This is a genomic window from Brevibacillus fulvus (genome assembly GCF_016908525.1).
In the GTDB taxonomy this organism is placed as follows: Bacteria; Bacillota; Bacilli; order Brevibacillales; family Brevibacillaceae; genus Brevibacillus_G; species Brevibacillus_G fulvus.
In genome coordinates this window covers 21,408-39,479 of the sequence record NZ_JAFBEB010000012.1, presented here as the reverse complement: position 1 = coordinate 39,479, position 18,072 = coordinate 21,408, and the positions used below count along the sequence as shown (strand labels likewise).

At 49.3% G+C, this 18,072-nt stretch carries 13 protein-coding genes; 12 read left to right on the top strand and 1 reads right to left on the bottom strand.

What is annotated here, in order from left to right; translation table 11 throughout:
• Positions 1-149 precede the first annotated feature (149 nt).
• The 7 genes from JOD01_RS15255 to argH all read left to right on the top strand — a co-directional run bounded on the left by JOD01_RS15255 (position 150) and on the right by argH (position 10,508).
• Positions 150-1,256: a carbamoyl phosphate synthase small subunit gene (locus JOD01_RS15255; RefSeq protein ID WP_204519175.1), complete on the top strand. Its 1,107-nt coding sequence runs from the start codon at positions 150-152 to the stop codon at positions 1,254-1,256.
• Positions 1,249-4,491 (top strand): carbamoyl phosphate synthase large subunit, encoded by a 3,243-nt coding sequence (locus tag JOD01_RS15250; protein ID WP_204519174.1) that lies wholly within the window; start codon positions 1,249-1,251, stop codon positions 4,489-4,491. The genes JOD01_RS15255 and JOD01_RS15250 overlap by 8 nt, the downstream gene beginning before the upstream one ends.
• Positions 4,436-5,407 carry an ornithine carbamoyltransferase gene (gene argF, locus JOD01_RS15245; RefSeq protein ID WP_204519173.1) on the top strand — a complete coding sequence of 324 codons (972 nt, stop codon included), beginning with the start codon at positions 4,436-4,438 and terminating at the stop codon, positions 5,405-5,407. Before JOD01_RS15250 ends, argF begins: the two co-directional genes overlap by 56 nt.
• Before the next feature lie 426 nt (positions 5,408-5,833).
• Positions 5,834-6,385 (top strand): DUF5317 family protein, encoded by a 552-nt coding sequence (locus JOD01_RS15240; RefSeq protein ID WP_204519172.1) that lies wholly within the window; start codon positions 5,834-5,836, stop codon positions 6,383-6,385.
• Entirely contained in the window at positions 6,369-7,709 is a 1,341-nt protein-coding gene (locus JOD01_RS15235; RefSeq protein WP_204519171.1) for an HD-GYP domain-containing protein, read from the top strand. Before JOD01_RS15240 ends, JOD01_RS15235 begins: the two co-directional genes overlap by 17 nt.
• Before the next feature lie 100 nt (positions 7,710-7,809).
• Entirely contained in the window at positions 7,810-9,066 is a 1,257-nt protein-coding gene (locus tag JOD01_RS15230) for an argininosuccinate synthase (RefSeq protein ID WP_204519170.1), read from the top strand.
• Positions 9,063-10,508 carry an argininosuccinate lyase gene (argH, locus tag JOD01_RS15225; RefSeq protein ID WP_204519169.1) on the top strand — a complete coding sequence of 482 codons (1,446 nt, stop codon included), beginning with the start codon at positions 9,063-9,065 and terminating at the stop codon, positions 10,506-10,508. Before JOD01_RS15230 ends, argH begins: the two co-directional genes overlap by 4 nt.
• Before the next feature lie 125 nt (positions 10,509-10,633).
• Here the strand turns inward: argH and JOD01_RS15220 are convergent, their stop codons facing one another.
• Complete coding sequence (locus tag JOD01_RS15220) at positions 10,634-11,791, bottom strand: iron-containing alcohol dehydrogenase (protein ID WP_204519168.1); 1,158 nt, start codon at positions 11,789-11,791, stop codon at positions 10,634-10,636.
• A 447-nt stretch (positions 11,792-12,238) separates the two neighbouring features.
• Here JOD01_RS15220 and ftsE point away from each other — a divergent pair, with 447 nt between their 5' ends.
• The 5 genes from ftsE to JOD01_RS15195 all read left to right on the top strand — a co-directional run bounded on the left by ftsE (position 12,239) and on the right by JOD01_RS15195 (position 18,033).
• Positions 12,239-12,925: a cell division ATP-binding protein FtsE gene (ftsE, locus tag JOD01_RS15215; protein ID WP_204519167.1), complete on the top strand. Its 687-nt coding sequence runs from the start codon at positions 12,239-12,241 to the stop codon at positions 12,923-12,925.
• Positions 12,915-13,811 (top strand): permease-like cell division protein FtsX, encoded by an 897-nt coding sequence (ftsX, locus tag JOD01_RS15210; protein WP_204519166.1) that lies wholly within the window; start codon positions 12,915-12,917, stop codon positions 13,809-13,811. The genes ftsE and ftsX overlap by 11 nt, the downstream gene beginning before the upstream one ends.
• Positions 13,812-13,836: 25 nt before the next feature.
• Positions 13,837-15,033 (top strand): murein hydrolase activator EnvC family protein, encoded by a 1,197-nt coding sequence (locus JOD01_RS15205; RefSeq protein ID WP_204519165.1) that lies wholly within the window; start codon positions 13,837-13,839, stop codon positions 15,031-15,033.
• Positions 15,034-15,124: 91 nt separating this feature from the next.
• Positions 15,125-16,600 carry a S41 family peptidase gene (locus tag JOD01_RS15200; protein ID WP_204519164.1) on the top strand — a complete coding sequence of 492 codons (1,476 nt, stop codon included), beginning with the start codon at positions 15,125-15,127 and terminating at the stop codon, positions 16,598-16,600.
• A 158-nt stretch (positions 16,601-16,758) separates the two neighbouring features.
• Positions 16,759-18,033 carry a PDZ domain-containing protein gene (locus JOD01_RS15195; RefSeq protein ID WP_204519163.1) on the top strand — a complete coding sequence of 425 codons (1,275 nt, stop codon included), beginning with the start codon at positions 16,759-16,761 and terminating at the stop codon, positions 18,031-18,033.
• The last annotated feature ends 39 nt before the right edge of the window (positions 18,034-18,072 follow it).

The following is an 18,072-nucleotide window of genomic DNA, read 5'->3' as shown; positions in this document are numbered from 1 at the left end:
ATGCGAGTTCGTTGAACGCTTGGAGGCGGACTTGCCGCGCAAAAAACAAATTGCATTTTTATGGACTTGAATGTATATTAATACAGTGTAATGTATAAATTTACGGATAAACCGAGCAACAATGCTTACGATTGGGAGGAGATGGGGAGTTGAATCTGTATAACAAGTCTTATGGACCGGGTTATCTGACACTGGAGGACGGACAGGTGTTTACTGGCACACTGTATGGAGCTCCCATGGCGGGGTTCGGAGAGGTGGTGTTCCAGACCGGAATGACCGGATACCAGGAGGTCATGACAGATCCATCTTTTGCCGGACAAATCGTTACCTTTACTTACCCACTGATTGGAAACTACGGGATCAATGATGTTGACAATGAAGCGCTGCGTCCAGCTTTGGCGGGCATGCTCGTCAGCGAACTGTGCGAGCAGCCGAGCCACTATCGCGGCAAATATTCGCTGGCAGATATTGCTGAGCATTATTCTTTTCCGATTTTGGCCGGAGTCGATACACGGACCATCACCAAGTTGGTTCGTTCCGAAGGAGACGTATTTGGCGTCATCGCCGATTGTCCGTTGACCGTCGAGCAGGTAGCGGGCTTTCGCACCAAGCACCGCAAAAAGTCGTTGGTCGCCAACGTTTCCCGGCCGCAAACCGAGCGTTTTTCCGGTAACGGTGAGCATGTGGTTGTCCTCGATCTGGGCATGAAACAATCGATTCTTGATGCACTGCTGGCCAGAGGCTGTCGGGTAACTGTTGTCCCCTTTGACACAACATTCGCCCAATTGGAAGCATTGCAACCGGATGGGCTGGTCTTGACGAATGGGCCCGGTGACCCTGCTGATTTGCGCAACTATTGTTCAGAGTGGCGAAAAGCGGTGGAACGGTTTCCGACGTTGGGCATTTGTCTTGGTCATCAGATGATCGCTTTGATGTATGGAGCGCAAACCGGACGCCTGGCCTACGGTCATCGCGGCAGCAATCATCCGGTCAAAGAGTTGAATAGCGGAAAAGTATATATTACCTCGCAAAATCATGGGTATGTCGTGAAAGAGGAAACGCTGGATAAGCGCCAGTTAACTGTCACGTATCGCAATGTAAACGATGGGACAGTGGAAGGGTTGCGTCATCTGGAACTTCCTATCATGAGTGTTCAGTTTCATCCCGAGGCACACCCGGGCCCAAGCGATACCTCTTTTATCTTTGATCAATTTTTGCAGATGATGCGAATCATGGGAGCGAAGCATTATGCCTAAGATGGAACATATAAAAAAAGTACTGGTGATAGGCTCGGGCCCGATCGTGATCGGGCAGGCAGCCGAATTTGACTACTCCGGGGCCCAAGCTTGTCTGTCTCTGCGAGAAGAAGGCGTCGAGGTCATTTTGGTCAACAACAATCCGGCCACCATTATGACAGATGAGCAGGTAGCCGATAAAGTATATCTGGAACCGCTCACGGTGGAGTCCGTCAGTCGAATTATTCAACAAGAGAAGCCGGATGGATTGTTGCCGACCCTTGGCGGTCAGACCGGCCTTAATTTGGCGGTTTCCTTGGCAGAGGCGGGGGTTTTGGAAAAATACGGGGTCGCTTTGCTGGGAACGCCGTTGGAAACGATCAAGAATGCAGAGGATCGTGAACTGTTCAAACAACTCATGAAACAAATCAATGAGCCTGTACCGGAAAGTGAGACGGTAGAATCGGTCGCAGCGGCGTTGGCTTTTGCGGAACGGATCGGTTACCCCGTAATTGTCCGTCCGGCCTTTACCCTTGGGGGCGCGGGCGGGGGCATTGCCGAAAATGCCATGCAATTGCAGCGGGTAGCGACCACCGGACTGGAAGCCAGCCCGATTGGGCAAATTTTGGTGGAGCGAAGCATTAAAGGCTGGAAAGAGATCGAATACGAAGTGATGCGTGATCAAAATGACACCTGTATCATCGTCTGCAATATGGAAAATATTGATCCGGTCGGCGTGCATACGGGAGACAGCATCGTGGTGGCTCCATCGCAAACGTTGACCGACCAGCAGTATCAGATGCTGCGGAGTGTCTCCACCAAAGTCATTCGGGCATTGGGAGTTGTGGGCGGCTGCAATATTCAGTTTGCGCTTGACCCGCACTCCGATCAGTACTATTTGATCGAAGTAAACCCGCGGGTGAGCCGTTCCAGTGCGCTCGCCTCCAAGGCGACCGGCTATCCTATTGCCAGAATCGCGGCGAAATTGGCCCTTGGCTATTATCTGGATGAAGTGCTGAATCCGATCACCGGCAACACATATGCCAGCTTTGAGCCAATGCTCGATTACGTCGTGGTCAAAATTCCGCGGTGGCCTTTTGACAAATTTAAAAGCGCAGACCGTTTGCTGGGCACACAAATGAAAGCGACGGGCGAAGTTATGGCTATTGCTCGCAACTTGGAGACTGCCTTTTTAAAAGCGGTGCGCTCCCTGGAACTGGGAGTTGTCCATCCGGAGCGCCCGGAGCTGGCTGCTCTGTCTGCGAAGGAATTGGATCAACTGCTGCGTGATGCTACGGATCAGCGTTTGTTTGCCTTGTTTGAAGCGATCCGCAGGGGCTATGGCGAACGGCAGTTGGTGGAACTGACCGGTATTGATCCGTTTTATTTGCGCAGTTTCGGCAAAATTGTGGCATGTGAACAGAAATTGCGCAATGGCGGGTGGTCAGAGCTTAGCAATCAGCAGCTTGCTGAAGCGAAACAGCTCGGTTTTGCTGATCAGACGCTCGCACAGTTGCTGCAGGTCCCCGTGGAATCCGTCCGGAACAAGCGCAAGGAAGCGGGGATACTTCCTGTTTATAATATCGTCGATACGTGCGCTGGCGAGTTTGCCGCGAAAACCCCTTATTATTATTCCGCCTGGAGAGGCATGGATGAGGTAACAGAGCTGACCGGAAAGAAAAAAGTGCTGGTGCTGGGCTCCGGTCCGATCAGGATTGGGCAGGGCATCGAGTTTGACTATTGCTCCGTTCATGCGGCCAAGGCGCTGCAAAGAAGCGGGATAGCGGCTGTAGTCATCAACAATAATCCGGAGACGGTGAGTACCGATTATGAGACGGCTGATCATCTTTATTTCGAGCCGTTGACAGTAGAAGATGTGCTGAACGTTGCCGACCGCGAGCAGGTGGAAGGCGTCATGGTCCAGTTCGGAGGACAGACGGCGATCAATTTGGCCGAATCGTTGAGCAAGGCCGGGTTGCCCATCTACGGAACGCCGCTGGAAGCGATCAATCGAGTGGAGGACCGCGAGCTTTTTTATGAGCTGCTGCGGCGGCTGGATATCCCGCATATTCCCGGCGCGGGGGTCACTTCGCTGGAACAGGCGCTGCATACGGCTGAACAGATTGGCTATCCGGTATTGCTTCGCCCTTCCTATGTGATCGGCGGCCAAGGGATGGAAATTGTCCGGGATCAGCCGGAGTTGAGCAAAACCGTTGAAGCATGGCTGCATGCGGGGCAATCGGAAAAGTTCTTTCCCTTGCTGGTAGACCGGTTTATCGCGGGGCAAGAAGTAGAGTTGGACGCGGTCAGCGATGGCGAGGACGTCTTGATTCCCGGCATTTTCGAACATGTGGAAAAGGCGGGGATTCACTCCGGTGACAGCATCGCATTGTTCCCAGCGCCAGGGTTGACAGCGGAACAAAAAGCGACGTTACGTTTATACACCGAGCGTATTGCCAGGGAATTGGGGGCTGTCGGCTTAATCAATATTCAATTTGTGATCGGACCAGAGCAAATATATGTACTGGAAGTGAATCCGCGGGCTTCGCGAACCGTACCGATCACGAGCAAAGTAACCGGGATTCCAATGGTGGAATTGGCGGTTCGCGCACAATTAGGCGAAAAACTTCGCGAGATGGGCTATGGGACCGGATTGTTGCCGGACATTCCCTTTGCCGTCGTGAAAGCCCCCGTCTTTTCAACGGTCAAATTGCCAAAAGTGGACCCGGCGCTTGGACCGGAAATGAAATCAACCGGCGAAGTTTTAGGGTTGGGACGTTCCTTCACGCAGGCGGCGGCCAAGGCGTTTGCTTTTCAGCAAAAGGCCAAAGCGGCGCTTACCAGGGAAGACGTTTGCTTGCTATCGCTGGCGCAAAAAGACAAAGTTGCGGCTTTGGCCACCATCCGGGAATTGAGCGGCCGGGGGATTCGCTTTGCCGCTACTTCCGGTACGGCCAGATGGCTGGAGGAAAATCAATTGGCGGTATATCGCAAGATCGAAACGGAACAAGACTTTTTGCAAGTCTTGCAGGAGGAGCCGGTCTCATTGGCTGTGATTACAGCGACGAAGGGAAACCGCCAGGAACGGACAGGGTTTGCTCTGCGCAGTCACGCGCTTGGCAAAGGAATCCCGCTGTTTACGGTGTGGGAGACTTTCCGGTTCTTTGTAGAGACTATGACGGGAAAAGGAAGTGACGAAGATGGAGCCTGTGAAGACATTGGCACCTTATCAAAACGTATCGTTAGCCAACTTTAAGGGAAAGGACCTGCTGCGGATCGACGAATTCAAGCCGGAAGAGCTGCTCTATTTGCTTGACCTGGCGAATCGGCTCAAACAGAATCAGAAAAGCGGGCAAGTCTATCAACCGTTAAAAGGCAAGACATTGGGCATGATTTTTTCCAAGTCTTCTACCCGCACCCGCGTCTCCTTTGAGGTAGGGATTTACCAATTAGGCGGGCTGGGATTGTTCCTCAGCGACAAGGACTTGCAGCTGGGCCGCGGCGAACCGATCAGCGATACCGCCAAAGTTCTCTCCCGTTATGTCGATGCGATCATGATTCGGACCCATGCGCACGAAGACGTCGAGGAATTGGCGCGCCATGCGACCATTCCGATTATCAACGGTTTGACCGATCGATTCCATCCTTGCCAGGCGCTCGCCGATTTGTTGACGATCAAAGAGCACAAAGGAAAACTGCAAGGGATCAAACTCGCCTACGTGGGCGATGGCAACAACGTAGCCAACTCGCTCATATTGGCGGCGGCGATGCTCGGATTGCATGTGCGGATAGCCACTCCGCAAGGCTACGAACTGTCGTCCGACATTGCCGAGTTGGCCGCATCATATGCGGAAAAAAGCGGAGGCAGTTTGCTCGTTACCAATAATCCACAGCTGGCGGCAAGCGATGCTGATGTGATATATACAGATGTATGGACGAGTATGGGGTATGAAGCGGAAAATGAAGTCCGGTTGCAAGCATTTGCCGGCTATCAAATCAACGAAGCGTTGGTCAAACTGGCCGCACCGGATTATATTTTTATGCATTGCCTGCCGGCTCATCGTGGAGAAGAGGTAGCTGCTGAGGTGATCGACAGCATTCATTCGGTCGTCTTTGATCAGGCGGAAAACAGGCTGCATGCCCAAAAAGCTGTCATGAATGCGGTAATGTAAAATATTAAATAGGACTAAATACCTACTCAATAATTGAAGCAAAACTACTAGATTTCGAATATTGCCGAAAATTGAGATTTTGGTATAAAATTCCTCTTAGGAAGAACTATGAAATATAGGCTGTAACTGATCGCTTGGCCTATATGGAGTGAGTAGCGAAATCACCTTCCTGTTGCCCAGGGAGAAGCGAAGAAACACAGACTGTACATGGTCGCTTGGTCTGTGCGGAGCAAATAGCGAACCCACCTTCCTCTTTAAATTCTATTAAGGAGGGACATGAAATGAAGAAATTGTTCATGGCTGTGCTTTTGGTTGCTGCAATCGTAGCAGCTACTTCGGCAAACTACCATTTTGGTTGATAAGCTGCAAGTCTGAAAAAACACCGCTTGTATAAGTGGTGTTTTTTCCACAAGAGGGGGGTTTTTCGTGTTACTCGACGTTATAGCGATCTCGTTTTTGATCGCCTTTCTCAGAGGAGGCAGGATCAAGGATATTCCCAAGTTTTACAGATTGTATTTGCTGGCAATCAGTATCATACTTCAAGTATGTGCAGGCATCTGGCATGAAATAGCAGGGATTTTTATCTCTCTTTCCTACTTGTTCATCCTGCTGTTCTTCTTCTTCAACAAACAGCATGAGGATATACGCATTTTTTTATTGGGCTGGTTTCTGAATGCTCTAGCGATTTGGAGCAATAAAGGAAGAATGCCAATCGATCTGGAACAGGCAAAGAAGCTCCCTTATGATTTGGAGCCGGTGATCAACGGGACGAATTTTAAACACAGCGTATTGACAGAAGCGACAAATTTGCCGTTTTTGACTGATATTATCTACATGCCTGTGATTATACCCCGTGTGATAAGTATTGGCGACTTGTTTATCATGTTAGGTGCTTTTTTGTTAATTCAGCGATTAATGAACAAGCCGATTTCTTTAATACATCTGCGGGAAGGTAAAAATTATGCGGCTAAAGGCTGAACATACGCAAAAATTGAAGGGGATAATCGTCCAGTTTGGATTCACGATCGCTGGATTGCTGATCTTGATTCAAGCAACCGCTGCTTGGCAGACGCGCGAGCACTGGATGGTCCTCTTTACATATACCCTTTTAACACTCATCTTTTCATTTGCGCCCATGAGAACACTTAATTCTACGATTACGCTGAACAATGCGGTGATTTTTACGGGAATTTTGCTGTACGGTGCTTGGGTGGGGGTATGGACAGCCTTAATCGAAACATTAATCATTGCTTTTCTGGTTCGTTTTCATCTGATCAAAGCGCTTGCAAATACCGGCCAACTCTTGTTGACGATTTGGCTGGTCGACTTTATGCAGCGGGTACTGATCGAGTACCACGTCAACAGCATGATCTCTGACATGATCCTGGCTGTTGTTTACTGGTTGGTCAATATTGTGTTGTGCGCAATTGGCATATCGTATTATTTCAAGTTAGCCTGGTTTTCGACGGTTAAAAACTTGGCCAAAGGGACAACCTTGATTTACTTGATCCTCATGCTGACCGGCGCCATCGCTGTTCGGCTGGTGGAAGGATACGGTCTCTTGGCTCTGCTTCCGATTATAGCCGTAATTGCTGCCTTCAATGGGGTGGTACGGCAATATTTTAAAGGTCTGGACAATTTGAAGGCCAAAGTCGATGAAATCAAAGCGTTGAATCGCTCCTTTTTAACTGCAATGGCAGCGTCCATTGATGCCAAGGATCAATATACCAGTGGCCATTCACAGAGAGTGGCTCACTGGGCCAAAGAAATTGCTGTCCTGCTTGAGCTGCCTCCGGAAAAGATCGAAGAGGTTTACTTCGGCGGGATTTTGCATGATATTGGGAAAATTGGAATTGAAGATGAAATTTTAAATAAGGATGGAAAATTAACACCGGAAGAATTCAATCGAATCAAGCAGCATACGGTGATTGGATATGAAATATTGAAGCAAGCAGGCGTGTTTCAGAATTTGCTGCCGGCGATTCGTTCCCACCATGAACGCATCGACGGGCGAGGGTATCCCGATCGGTTGAGAGGGGAAAATATCCCGCTGATGGCCAGAATTTTGGCCATCTCTGATGCTTTTGATGCGATGGTCTCCAATCGGCCATACCGGGAAGGGGTGCCTGTGGCGGAAGCGCTGTGCCGCATCGAGGAGGGGTATGGAAGCCAGTTCGACGAAGAGATTGCCAAGTTGTTTGTCAAGTATATTCGCGAATTGCCTCCGGAAAAATTGAAAGCATACATACGGCAAGGGGAACAAACGGAAAAGGAAGAGTTTTTGGAGAAGGCACTCAGCTAAGAGTGTCTTTTTTTGTTGCAAACCGAATTATTGTTGTATTTTTATAAATTAATACGTATAATTAAACACAGATGATTTTATAGAACAGGGAGAGGTAAACATGGCAAAAGAGAAGATTGTCTTGGCATATTCCGGAGGATTGGATACATCGGTGGCCATCCGCTGGTTGCAAGAAACATACAATTACGATGTGATTGCGGTTACGTTTGATGTAGGGGAAGGCAAGGATCTCGATTTCGTGCAAAACAAAGCCTTGCAAGTAGGGGCGATTAAATCGGTCGTTGTTGATGCCAAGGAGGCTTTTGCCAACGATTATGTTTTGCCGGCCTTGAAAGCCAACGCCTTGTATGAAGGCAAGTATCCCTTGGTTTCTTCCTTGTCTCGTTATTTGATCTCCCGCGTGCTGGTGGAGATTGCCGAAAAAGAAGGAGCGGTCGCTGTTGCGCATGGTTGCACGGGGAAAGGCAACGATCAGGTGCGGTTTGATGTCTCGTTCACAGCGCTAAACCCCAATTTGAAGATTGTCGCGCCGGTTCGTGAATGGGGCTGGACGCGCGATGAAGAAATCCAGTTTGCTCAAAAACATAATATTCCGATTCCGATTGATTTGGATAATCCGTTTAGCATTGATCAAAACTTGTGGGGCAGAAGCTGTGAATGCGGTGTATTGGAAGACCCATGGGCGGCTCCGCCGGAAGAAGCGTACGAGTTGACCAACTCGATTGAAAATGCGCCGGATCAACCGGAAGAAATTGAAATCACCTTTGTGAAAGGCGTCCCGACCGCGCTGAACGGGGAAGAAATGCTGCTGTCCGAATTGATCTTGAAGTTAAACAAAATTGCGGGAAAACACGGGGTGGGACGGATCGATCATGTGGAGAATCGGCTCGTGGGAATCAAGTCGCGTGAAGTGTATGAAACCCCTGCCGCCACTACACTTATTTTAGCACATCGCGAATTGGAATTCCTGACCCAACCGCGGGAAGTGGCCCATTTTAAACCGATCATTGAGCAAAAAATGGCGGACGTCATTTACGAAGGGCTATGGTATTCGCCGATCCGCAGTGCGTTGCAAGCATTCATTGAGGAAACGCAGCAAAATGTCACCGGTGTCGTCCGCGTAAAACTGTTCAAAGGAAATGCGACGGTCGTTGGCCGCAAATCGCCTTCCACGCTGTATAGCCACGAACTGGCTACCTATAATGCAGGCGATCAGTTTGACCATCAGGCTGCGCTCGGCTTTATCAAGCTGTGGGGATTGCCGACGAAAGTTTATGCGGAAGTGAATGAAGGCGCCTTGCAGGCAAAAGAGAAAACAGCGCTGAAGATCAACGAAAAGGATGCGATCAAGCAATGAAGCTGTGGGGAGGCCGCTTTACCAAACCGACAAATCAACTGGTAGATGAATACACTGCCTCGATTTCGTTTGACCAGATCATGTGGCGGCAAGATATTGTCGGCAGCCTGGCCCATGTGGCCATGTTGGGCAAATGCAGCATTTTGCCTATGGATGAAGTCAAGCAAATCATTGCCGGGTTGAAAAAAGTAAAAGAAAAAATCGAAAATGGGCAAGTGCAATTTTCGACTGCGCATGAAGATGTACATATGAACATCGAGAAGCTGCTGATTGATGAAATCGGGCCGGTCGGGGGCAAACTGCATACAGGCCGAAGCCGCAATGATCAGGTTGCGCTGGATATGCATTTGTATCTGCGCGAAAAATTGATGGAGATCATTCAGCTAACCGTCTATTTGCAAAAAGCTTTGCTGGAGCAAGCCCAGTTGCATCTGGATACGGTGATGCCGGGCTATACGCACTTGCAGCGGGCGCAGCCGGTGTTGCTGGGCTATCATCTGATGGCCTATGTCTCCATGCTGCAGCGGGACATCGAACGAATGCAGGAAAGTTGGAAACGGGTCAATATCTTGCCGTTGGGGGCGGGAGCGCTGGCAGGAACAACTTTTCCAATCGATCGGGAGTTCGTTGCCGATCTGCTGCAATTTGACGGAATTTATGTGAATAGCATGGATGCGGTGAGCGATCGGGATTTCATTGTGGAGTTTTTGGCCAACGCTTCGTTGCTGATGGCCCATCTTTCGCGGTTATGTGAGGAATTGGTCATCTGGAGCAGCCAAGAATTTTCTTTCATCGAACTTGACGATGCGTTTTGTACCGGGTCTAGTATCATGCCGCAGAAGAAAAATCCTGACGTTGCCGAACTGGTTCGTGGCAAAACCGGCAGAGTCTACGGCAATCTGATCGGCTTGTTAACGGTGTTGAAAGGGCTGCCGCTTGCCTATAACAAAGATCTGCAAGAAGACAAGGAAGGCATGTTTGATACGGTTACGACCTTGCACGGCGCCTTAGGCCTGTTGACGCCGATGATCCAGACGATGCAGGTAAAACGGGAGCGGATGCGCCAGGCGGTGACAAACGATTTTTCCAATGCGACCGATTTGGCAGACTATCTCGTGCGCAAGGATATCCCATTCCGGCAAGCGCATGAAATCGTAGGAAGGGCCGTCCTTTACTGCATCGAGCATAAAAAGTATTTGCTCGATTTGACACTGGAGGAATTCCGCAGCTTTTCCGACAAGATCGAAGAAGATGTGTATACGGCGCTGGCAGTCGAGACGGTAGTCAACGCCCGCAGCGCCCAAGGCGGCACAGCCTGCAGCCAGGTTGCAAAACAAATTGAGACCGGGAAAACGTGGACAGAAGAGACGATGGTGTGGATTGAGCGAAACAGTCAGAAAGTGATGATCGAATCGCTGATCGATGTCGGATCACCTGCCTGAGCGAATTGTCCGCCGGCGACAGCTGCCGGCTGGATGACATAAGAAAGAAAAGCGGGGTTATTCCCAAGCAGTTTACCACTGTTTGAGAATAACCCCCTTTTTGCTCTTAGTATGCGGCTTAGCGATTACAAGCTCATCCGCAAAATCTCCGCGACATCTTCCGCTTGGAGCTTTTTAAAATTGCCAATCGGTCCAAACGGTACGGCTTTTTGTGCCATTTCCTCGATTTTTTCATCCCCGATTTTGTAATCAGCCAAACGGGTAGGCGCGCCGATGCGCTTGAAGAATTCCGAAGTTTTGGCGATGCCCTCCTGCGCGATTTCATCATCCGATTTTCCTGCCGGATCGACTCCCCAGACTTGAATGGCAAAGCGTTTGAAACGATCCACATTTTCCTTGTAAACGTATTTCATCCAGTTCGGGAAAATGATCGCCAACCCTCCGCCGTGCGGAATATCATAAACAGCACTGACGGCATGCTCAATCGAATGCGTAGCCCAGTCCGTCACCACCCCAACCGGAAGCGTGCCGTTCAGGGCCATCGTCGCGCTGTACATCAGGTTGGCGCGAGCGTCGTAATCGTGAGGATTTTCGATCGCTTTTTCCGCATTTTCGATTACAGTCAACAAAATCGATTCGGCAATGCGGGTTTGCAAAGGAATATTTGGCGTATGCGAAAAATATTGCTCAAATACGTGTGACATCATATCGCAAATGCCATAAATTGTTTGGTCCTTCGGCACGCTAAACGTATTTTCCGGATCAAGAATGGAAAAAGACGGGAAGGTCGTACTGCCGCCATGCTTTTGCTGGGTTTCCCAATTGGTAATGACGCTGCCTCTGTTCATCTCCGAGCCGGTTGCGGCCAAGGTGAGGACAGTTCCCAATGGCAGCGCATTTTGCGGAACGGCTTTGCGGGTATAAAAATCCCAAACATCTCCCTCGTAGACTGCGCCAACGGCAACGGCTTTGGCCGCATCGATCACACTGCCTCCGCCTACCGCGAGAATCCAATCGATCTTCTCACTCTTGCACAGCGAAATTCCTTTATTCACGGTGGACAAGCGCGGATTTGGTTCGACACCGGACAACTCCGAGACTTTCGCCCCTTTTTCGCCGAGCAGCGAAAGTATTTTATCGTACAGGCCGGTTTTTTTAATGCTGCCGCCGCCATATACAAGCAGCACATTTTTTCCGTATTTGTCTACCTTGTCTTTCAGGTGAACAATCTGGCCCTTACCAAAAATTAATTCGGTGGGATTATGGTAAATAAAGTTTTCCATCGTATGTACCTCCGTATAAAATGTACTTCCCCTTTATTTTAACCCAATTTGTCTTCATCCTTCCAATTTGTAGTGCAAGCAGAGAACTGGGAAGCGGCTGAAAAATACAGGAACTTTGACAAGTTTCGTCTCTACAAGAGAGAATCGACAAGAAATGAGAGATTTGGGGGATAACAATGCGGCAATCCAATGTTATAATGAAAGAGATAGTGTATTGGGTCGTATTTTGTCTTTCTTTTGAGACAAAACGGATGAACAGTCGAATAATCGTCACCTGTCCAACAAGACTGCCGCCGTTCAATGAAGGTTTGTAAACGGGGATTAATGGGTTACACAGGAAGTTCAAATGAACATATAGAGAATATGACGGGGAAGCCCTTTCTTTTTGATGACAACTTCAGGGTTAAACAAATTTTGCACGATAATTGTAGCTGGGATGTGAATCTTTTGATCGAAATGTTTGATGTGTGGAAAACCTATCCGAACGGAACCAATGCGCTCAAAGGGATCAATATCCGCATTGAGAAAGGCGAATTTGTCTACGTGGTTGGTCCGAGCGGTGCGGGAAAGTCTACGTTCATAAAATTGATGTATCGGGAAGAAAAGCCGACGAAAGGACAAATTTTTCTTGGCGGATTCAATGTGAGCCGCATCAAGGAACGGCAAATACCGATTGTCCGCCGTAGCATCGGCGTCGTCTTTCAAGATTTCAAACTGTTGCCGACTTTGACCGTTTTTGAAAATGTCGCATTTGCCATGGAAGTCATTGAAGCCCCGACGAAATTGATCAAACCGCGTGTGATGGACGTTTTGGGGCTGGTGAAGCTGAAACATAAAGCAAAAATGCTGCCGGGCGAACTGTCCGGCGGTGAACAGCAACGGGTTGCCCTGGCCAGAGCATTGGTCAACAATCCAGGCATCATCATCGCGGATGAACCGACCGGTAACCTTGATCCCGAGACGTCGTGGGAAATCATGAAACTGTTCGAGGAAATCAATCAGCGCGGCACAACCGTTGTGATGGCGACCCATAACCGGGAGATCGTCAACACGATCCGTAAACGGGTGATCGCGATCGAGGGCGGTCAAATCGTGCGCGATGAGCAGAGAGGTGACTACGGTTATGAAGATTAGAACGCTGGGACGCCATATTCGTGAAGGTGTAAAGAACTTGGGGCGTAACGGCTGGATGACTTTTGCCTCGATCAGCGCGGTGATGATTACCCTGTTGATTTTGGGAGTCTTTTTAATTCTCGCCCTCAACGTCAACTACATGGCGCAAACCATTGAGAAACAAGTGGAAATTCGCGTATTTCTCGATGTGCTTGCTGATAAAACTGCCGTGACCCAAGTTGAAGGACAAATTAAAGCGATTCCGAATGTCAGCAGTGTACAGTTTATTGACAAGCAGCAAGGTCTGAAGCAGTTCAAGGAAAGCCTTGGTGAAAAAGCGTACCTGTTTGACGGATTGGAAGAGGAGAATCCGCTGCCCGATTCGTTTGTCGTAAAAACGGCGAAACCGGAAGATACGCCGGCTGTTGCCAAACAAATCAAAGCGTTCAACCATGTGGAAAATGTCAATTACGGAGAGGGCACGGTCGAGCAGCTGTTCGCGACGACGCGCATGGTTCGCAACATTGGCATCGTCTTTATCGTGGCGCTCGGCTTTACCGCCATGTTTCTCATTGCCAATACGATCAAATTGACGATCGTCGCACGCCGGCGGGAAATCGAAATTATGAAGCTGGTGGGTGCGACCAACTGGTTTATCCGTTGGCCGTTCTTTGTCGAAGGGCTGTTGATGGGCGTGTTGGGTGCGGTTATACCGATCGCGATCCTGCTGGCCGGCTATTACTATTTGCTCGATTCGGTGCAGAACAATTACATTACGGCTTCTTTGTTTAAACTGTTGCCACTGTTTCCGCTTGCCAACCAAGTGGCGCTTTTGTTAATTTTGATCGGCGCATTTATTGGAATCTGGGGGAGTCTGGTTTCGGTTCGCCGTTTCCTGCGTGTTTAATCTTTTCGGTTTGGGGAGGAGAAAGATGAAAAAACGAATCGTATTATCCGTAATCGCGACCGCTCTGCTGGTTGCAACCGCCGAACCGACAACGGTAGGATTGGCGGCCAGCAATGCGGCCTCCATCGAGAAAATCAATCAAGAGATCGCCAAAATTAAGCAAAAAGAAAAAGCGCAAAAACAGCAACTAAGTTCGGTAAAAAGCCAAATCAAAAACGTGCAGCAGAAAAAAGAAGATTTGGAAGATCAGCTGATGGCGATCGATCTTCGCCGCGATGAAACGCAAAAAAAGTTGGACAAGCTAGAAAAGCAGATTGACGAAACCGAGCAAAAAGCGGTGGAAGCACAGCAACAGCTGGATGAAGCGCAAGAGCGGGTGGACAAGCGCGAAAACCTGCTCAAGACACGCGTCAAATCGATGTACGAACGCGGGTCGATTTCCTATTTGGAAGTTTTGCTCGGCTCTTCCGATTTCGGCGATTTTCTCACCCGGATGGATGCCTTGCGGTTGATTCTCGACCAGGACACTCGCATTTTGGAGGACAACATCAAGGATAAAGAGACGATTGCCCAGAAGAAAAAAGAAGTGGACGAGCATCTGGCCAGCTATTCCAAAATGTACGCTGAGGCGGAAAACTTGAAAGCCCAGCTCGATCAGCAGTATAAAGAAAGTATGGTTGTAAAGGCGCAGCTGGAGAAACAGGAAGAGGAACTGCAAGAAATTGCCGAGGAAGAAGAACAGCAACTGCTGGCGATCGCCAATGAGCGTGCGGCTAAAGTCGCGGAATTGTCCCGCTTGCAATCGGTTAGCAACTATAAGGGCGGAAAGCTTGCCTATCCGATTCCGCCTGGCAATTATCGCATCTCTTCTGGCTTTGGATTGCGAAAAGATCCGTTTACGGGCCGTTCAGCTGGGCATAATGGATTAGATATGGCAGCTCCACGAGGTACAGCGATTCATGCAGCGGCAGATGGGATTGTCATTGTGGCTGGTTATGTGAACGGTTTTGGAAACACGGTGATGATCAAACACGATTCTCATATTACGACCTTGTATGGGCATATCCGTGAAGGCGGTATTATGGTCAAGGTTGGGCAATTTGTCAAAGCGGGCGACAAAATTGCGGAAGTCGGCATGACCGGCCGCGCGACGGGAAATCATCTCCACTTTACTGTCTACAAAGATAATGTGGCCGTTGATCCAAACCTCTATTTGCCGTAACCTGGTCTGCCATACAAATATTGTGCGCCCGGTTTGCATACACTAGCTGCATAGTTTTCTTCCGGGTCACAAAGGATGGTGCATATCATACATGAAATGGAATGGACGATCGGTCTTTTCAATTGTAATTGTTTCGATGATCGCCAGCAGTCTGGTGACGATGGCTTTTATGCAGGCAGGCAACAACAATGCCACCGGTGCGGTTACTGCGGCCTCGGAAAACCTTTTTTCCATGGGGAATCAAAAATATCCGGCCGAGTTTTCCAAACTGAACGATGCTTTCCAAACGATTAAACGCGACTATATCCAGGAGATTTCCAATGACCAGCTCGTCGAAGGGGCGATCAACGGGATGATCGAGTCGCTGGATGATCCATATAGCAACTATATGGACCCTGAGTCAGCCAAAGAATTTAACTCTTCGCTGCAATCGACTTTTCAGGGGATTGGAGCAGAAGTGACGATGCAAAATGAACGGGTCACGATCGTGACGCCGATCAAAGGATCTCCTGCGGAAAAAGCCGGCTTGCGTCCGAATGACGTGATTCTCAGTGTAAACGGAGAATCGCTGGACGGTTTGGACTTGCAAAAAGCGGTCATGAAAATTCGCGGGCCCAAAGGTTCCAAAGCCGTGTTGAAAATTCAGCGCGAAGGTGTCAGCGAGCCGTTGACGATCGAATGCATCCGCGATGATATTCCAATGGAGACCGTCGACAGCGAAGTGATTGAGAAAGGTTCAAACAAGATTGGCCATATCACGATGAGCCAGTTCTCAGTGGATACGGCACAGCATTTTACCGAACAGCTTGCCGATCTGGAAAGCAAGGGAATTGACGGTTTGGTCATCGACGTCCGCGGCAATCCGGGCGGTTATTTGCTGGCGGTGAAAGAAATTGGCGAGAAGCTGGTGCCGAACAAAGGCTTGATTGTTAAGATCGTCTATGGCGATAAGTCCAAGCAGTCGGAAGAGTTCCGTTCGACACTGGATCAAGCCAAACCTTATCCGATTGTCCTGCTTGTTGACGGCGGCAGTGCCAGCGCCTCGGAAATTTTGGCAGGCGCTTTGAAAGAGAGCGGCGGCTATAAACTGGTAGGCGAAAAAACGTTTGGAAAAGGGACCGTGCAAAGCACGATGGAGATGTCCGACAGCAGTCAGTTGAAATTGACGATCGCCAAATGGTTGACGCCAAATGGTGAATGGATTCACCAAAAAGGGATTGAACCTGACGTGAAAGTTTCCCAACCGGCGTACTTCCAGGCGACACAGATTCCGAAAGATAAAACGTTGAAACGGGATATGTCCGGCGCCGACGTGAAAAACGTTCAGGTGATTCTCAACGGCTTGAAGTTCCCGACCGGCCGCAATGACGGATATTATGACCAGGGTACAGAGGAAGCGGTCAAACGATTCCAGGCAAGCAAAAAACTTCCGGTGACCGGTCAAATTGACAAAAATACGGCTTTTGCCATCGAAGATGCGATTCGTGAGCAAATTGCCAATCCGAACAACGATTTGCAGTTGCAAAAAGCGATCGAAGTCGTACAGCAACAAATCGGGACAAAATAAGACAATTTCCGAAGGCAGGGAAATGATTCGCTTTTGTAGAAATAAACCACGGTAAACCAACCGTGGTTTTTTCCTTGTTGTCTGCAAACGATCAGTTGATTTGCCATAGATAGAGGAAGCAGCGAAGCGGCAAAGTATCCAAAAAGGGAGTGAAGTTCATGACATATGACGGTTGGGAGCAAACGGGTCATCTGTTGGTCAGTTTCGGCCAGTTCTTTCTCAATCCAATGTTGTATCTGTTCGTCTTGTTAATCTATCTGCATTACCGCAAGCAAATGCTTTTGGAGCGTCAATTGTTTGCGGCCAAGCTGCAGTCTCCCTTTGCCCAAACGATGCGTTCCATTGGCATGGGCCTGGTCGGCGGTCTTTCCGTTTCCCTTGTCTCAGCCGGATTGGGTATTGTCATTCATGCGCAAGACTTGTGGATGCTATGGATTTTGGCTATCTGTCTCGCGTTCGTCAAAATCAGGTTTTTATGCTTCGCATATGCTGCCGGTTTGCTGGGGATCGTGAAAAGCATTGCTTCTCTGTTCCCACGGGGGGCGGAGACGACAGGCATCGGAACCGTCTGGAATCTATTGCAGGAAACGAATGCCGTTTCCTTATTGGCTCTCGTCGCCGTCCTGCACTTGGCGGAAGCCTGTTTGATCAGAGGAAATGGCGGACGGGATGCTTCGCCGCTGTTTATCGAAGGGAAACGGGGCAGGATCATCGGTGCCTATCAGCTTCATTCCTTTTGGCTGACTCCCTTGGTCTTGTTTGTCCAGGCGCCGGAGGACGGTTTGGCGCTCTCGCTTTATGCAGGCTGGCCGCTGTTTGCTGAGGGGACATCTGTCTTGCAGTTGATGTTTTTGCCGGCGGTTACGGGCTTTTCCGATTTGACCCAGACGATGACGCCTTGGGAAAAATCGCGCGTATCCAGCAAGCAGCTGATCTTGTATGCGCTGCTGTTGCTTGTTCTGGCATATGCCGCGGCCCAATTTGCTCCATTGTTGCCAATTGCCGCTCTGTTTGCGATCTTTGGCCACGAAGGCTTGCTTTGGTTAAGCCGCTCGTTGGAGCACAGCCGTTCACCGTATTTTATCCAGTCATCGCAAGGGGTTAAGGTGATGGCGGTTATTCCGGGAACGCCTGCTGCGGAAATCGGTATTCTTCCGGGGGAAATTATCGTCAAAGTGAACGGCGCAATGGTCAAAACTAAAGAAGACTTTTATCCGGCCTTGCAGATCAATCCGGCCTTTTGCAAGATGGAAGTGCTGACACATGGTGGGGAAATCAAATTTGTCCAATGTGCCATATATGCAGGGAATCATCATCAATTGGGCATTATCGTCGTTCCGGATTCGACGACACAGTTGTTTGTTGATATCCGTCGCTCCAGTTTGGTTCAGCTATTAAAACAGCGATTGGAAAAGTTAAAGCTGGGGGCATAAAAAAACTCCGTACGGTCTGGTCGAACAACCAGCCTCGTA

Bases quoted from the DNA above. Each gene is read 5' to 3' on its own strand.
- JOD01_RS15250 (WP_204519174.1), top strand. From the start codon at position 1,249: ATGCCTAAGATGGAACATATAAAAAAAGTACTGGTGATAGGCTCGGGC.
- argF (WP_204519173.1), top strand. From the start codon at position 4,436: ATGGAGCCTGTGAAGACATTGGCACCTTATCAAAACGTATCGTTAGCC.
- JOD01_RS15235 (WP_204519171.1), top strand. From the start codon at position 6,369: ATGCGGCTAAAGGCTGAACATACGCAAAAATTGAAGGGGATAATCGTC.
- JOD01_RS15230 (WP_204519170.1), top strand. From the start codon at position 7,810: ATGGCAAAAGAGAAGATTGTCTTGGCATATTCCGGAGGATTGGATACA.
- argH (WP_204519169.1), top strand. From the start codon at position 9,063: ATGAAGCTGTGGGGAGGCCGCTTTACCAAACCGACAAATCAACTGGTA.
- JOD01_RS15220 (WP_204519168.1), bottom strand. From the start codon at position 11,791: ATGGAAAACTTTATTTACCATAATCCCACCGAATTAATTTTTGGTAAG.
- ftsX (WP_204519166.1), top strand. From the start codon at position 12,915: ATGAAGATTAGAACGCTGGGACGCCATATTCGTGAAGGTGTAAAGAAC.
- JOD01_RS15205 (WP_204519165.1), top strand. From the start codon at position 13,837: ATGAAAAAACGAATCGTATTATCCGTAATCGCGACCGCTCTGCTGGTT.
- JOD01_RS15200 (WP_204519164.1), top strand. From the start codon at position 15,125: ATGAAATGGAATGGACGATCGGTCTTTTCAATTGTAATTGTTTCGATG.
- JOD01_RS15195 (WP_204519163.1), top strand. From the start codon at position 16,759: ATGACATATGACGGTTGGGAGCAAACGGGTCATCTGTTGGTCAGTTTC.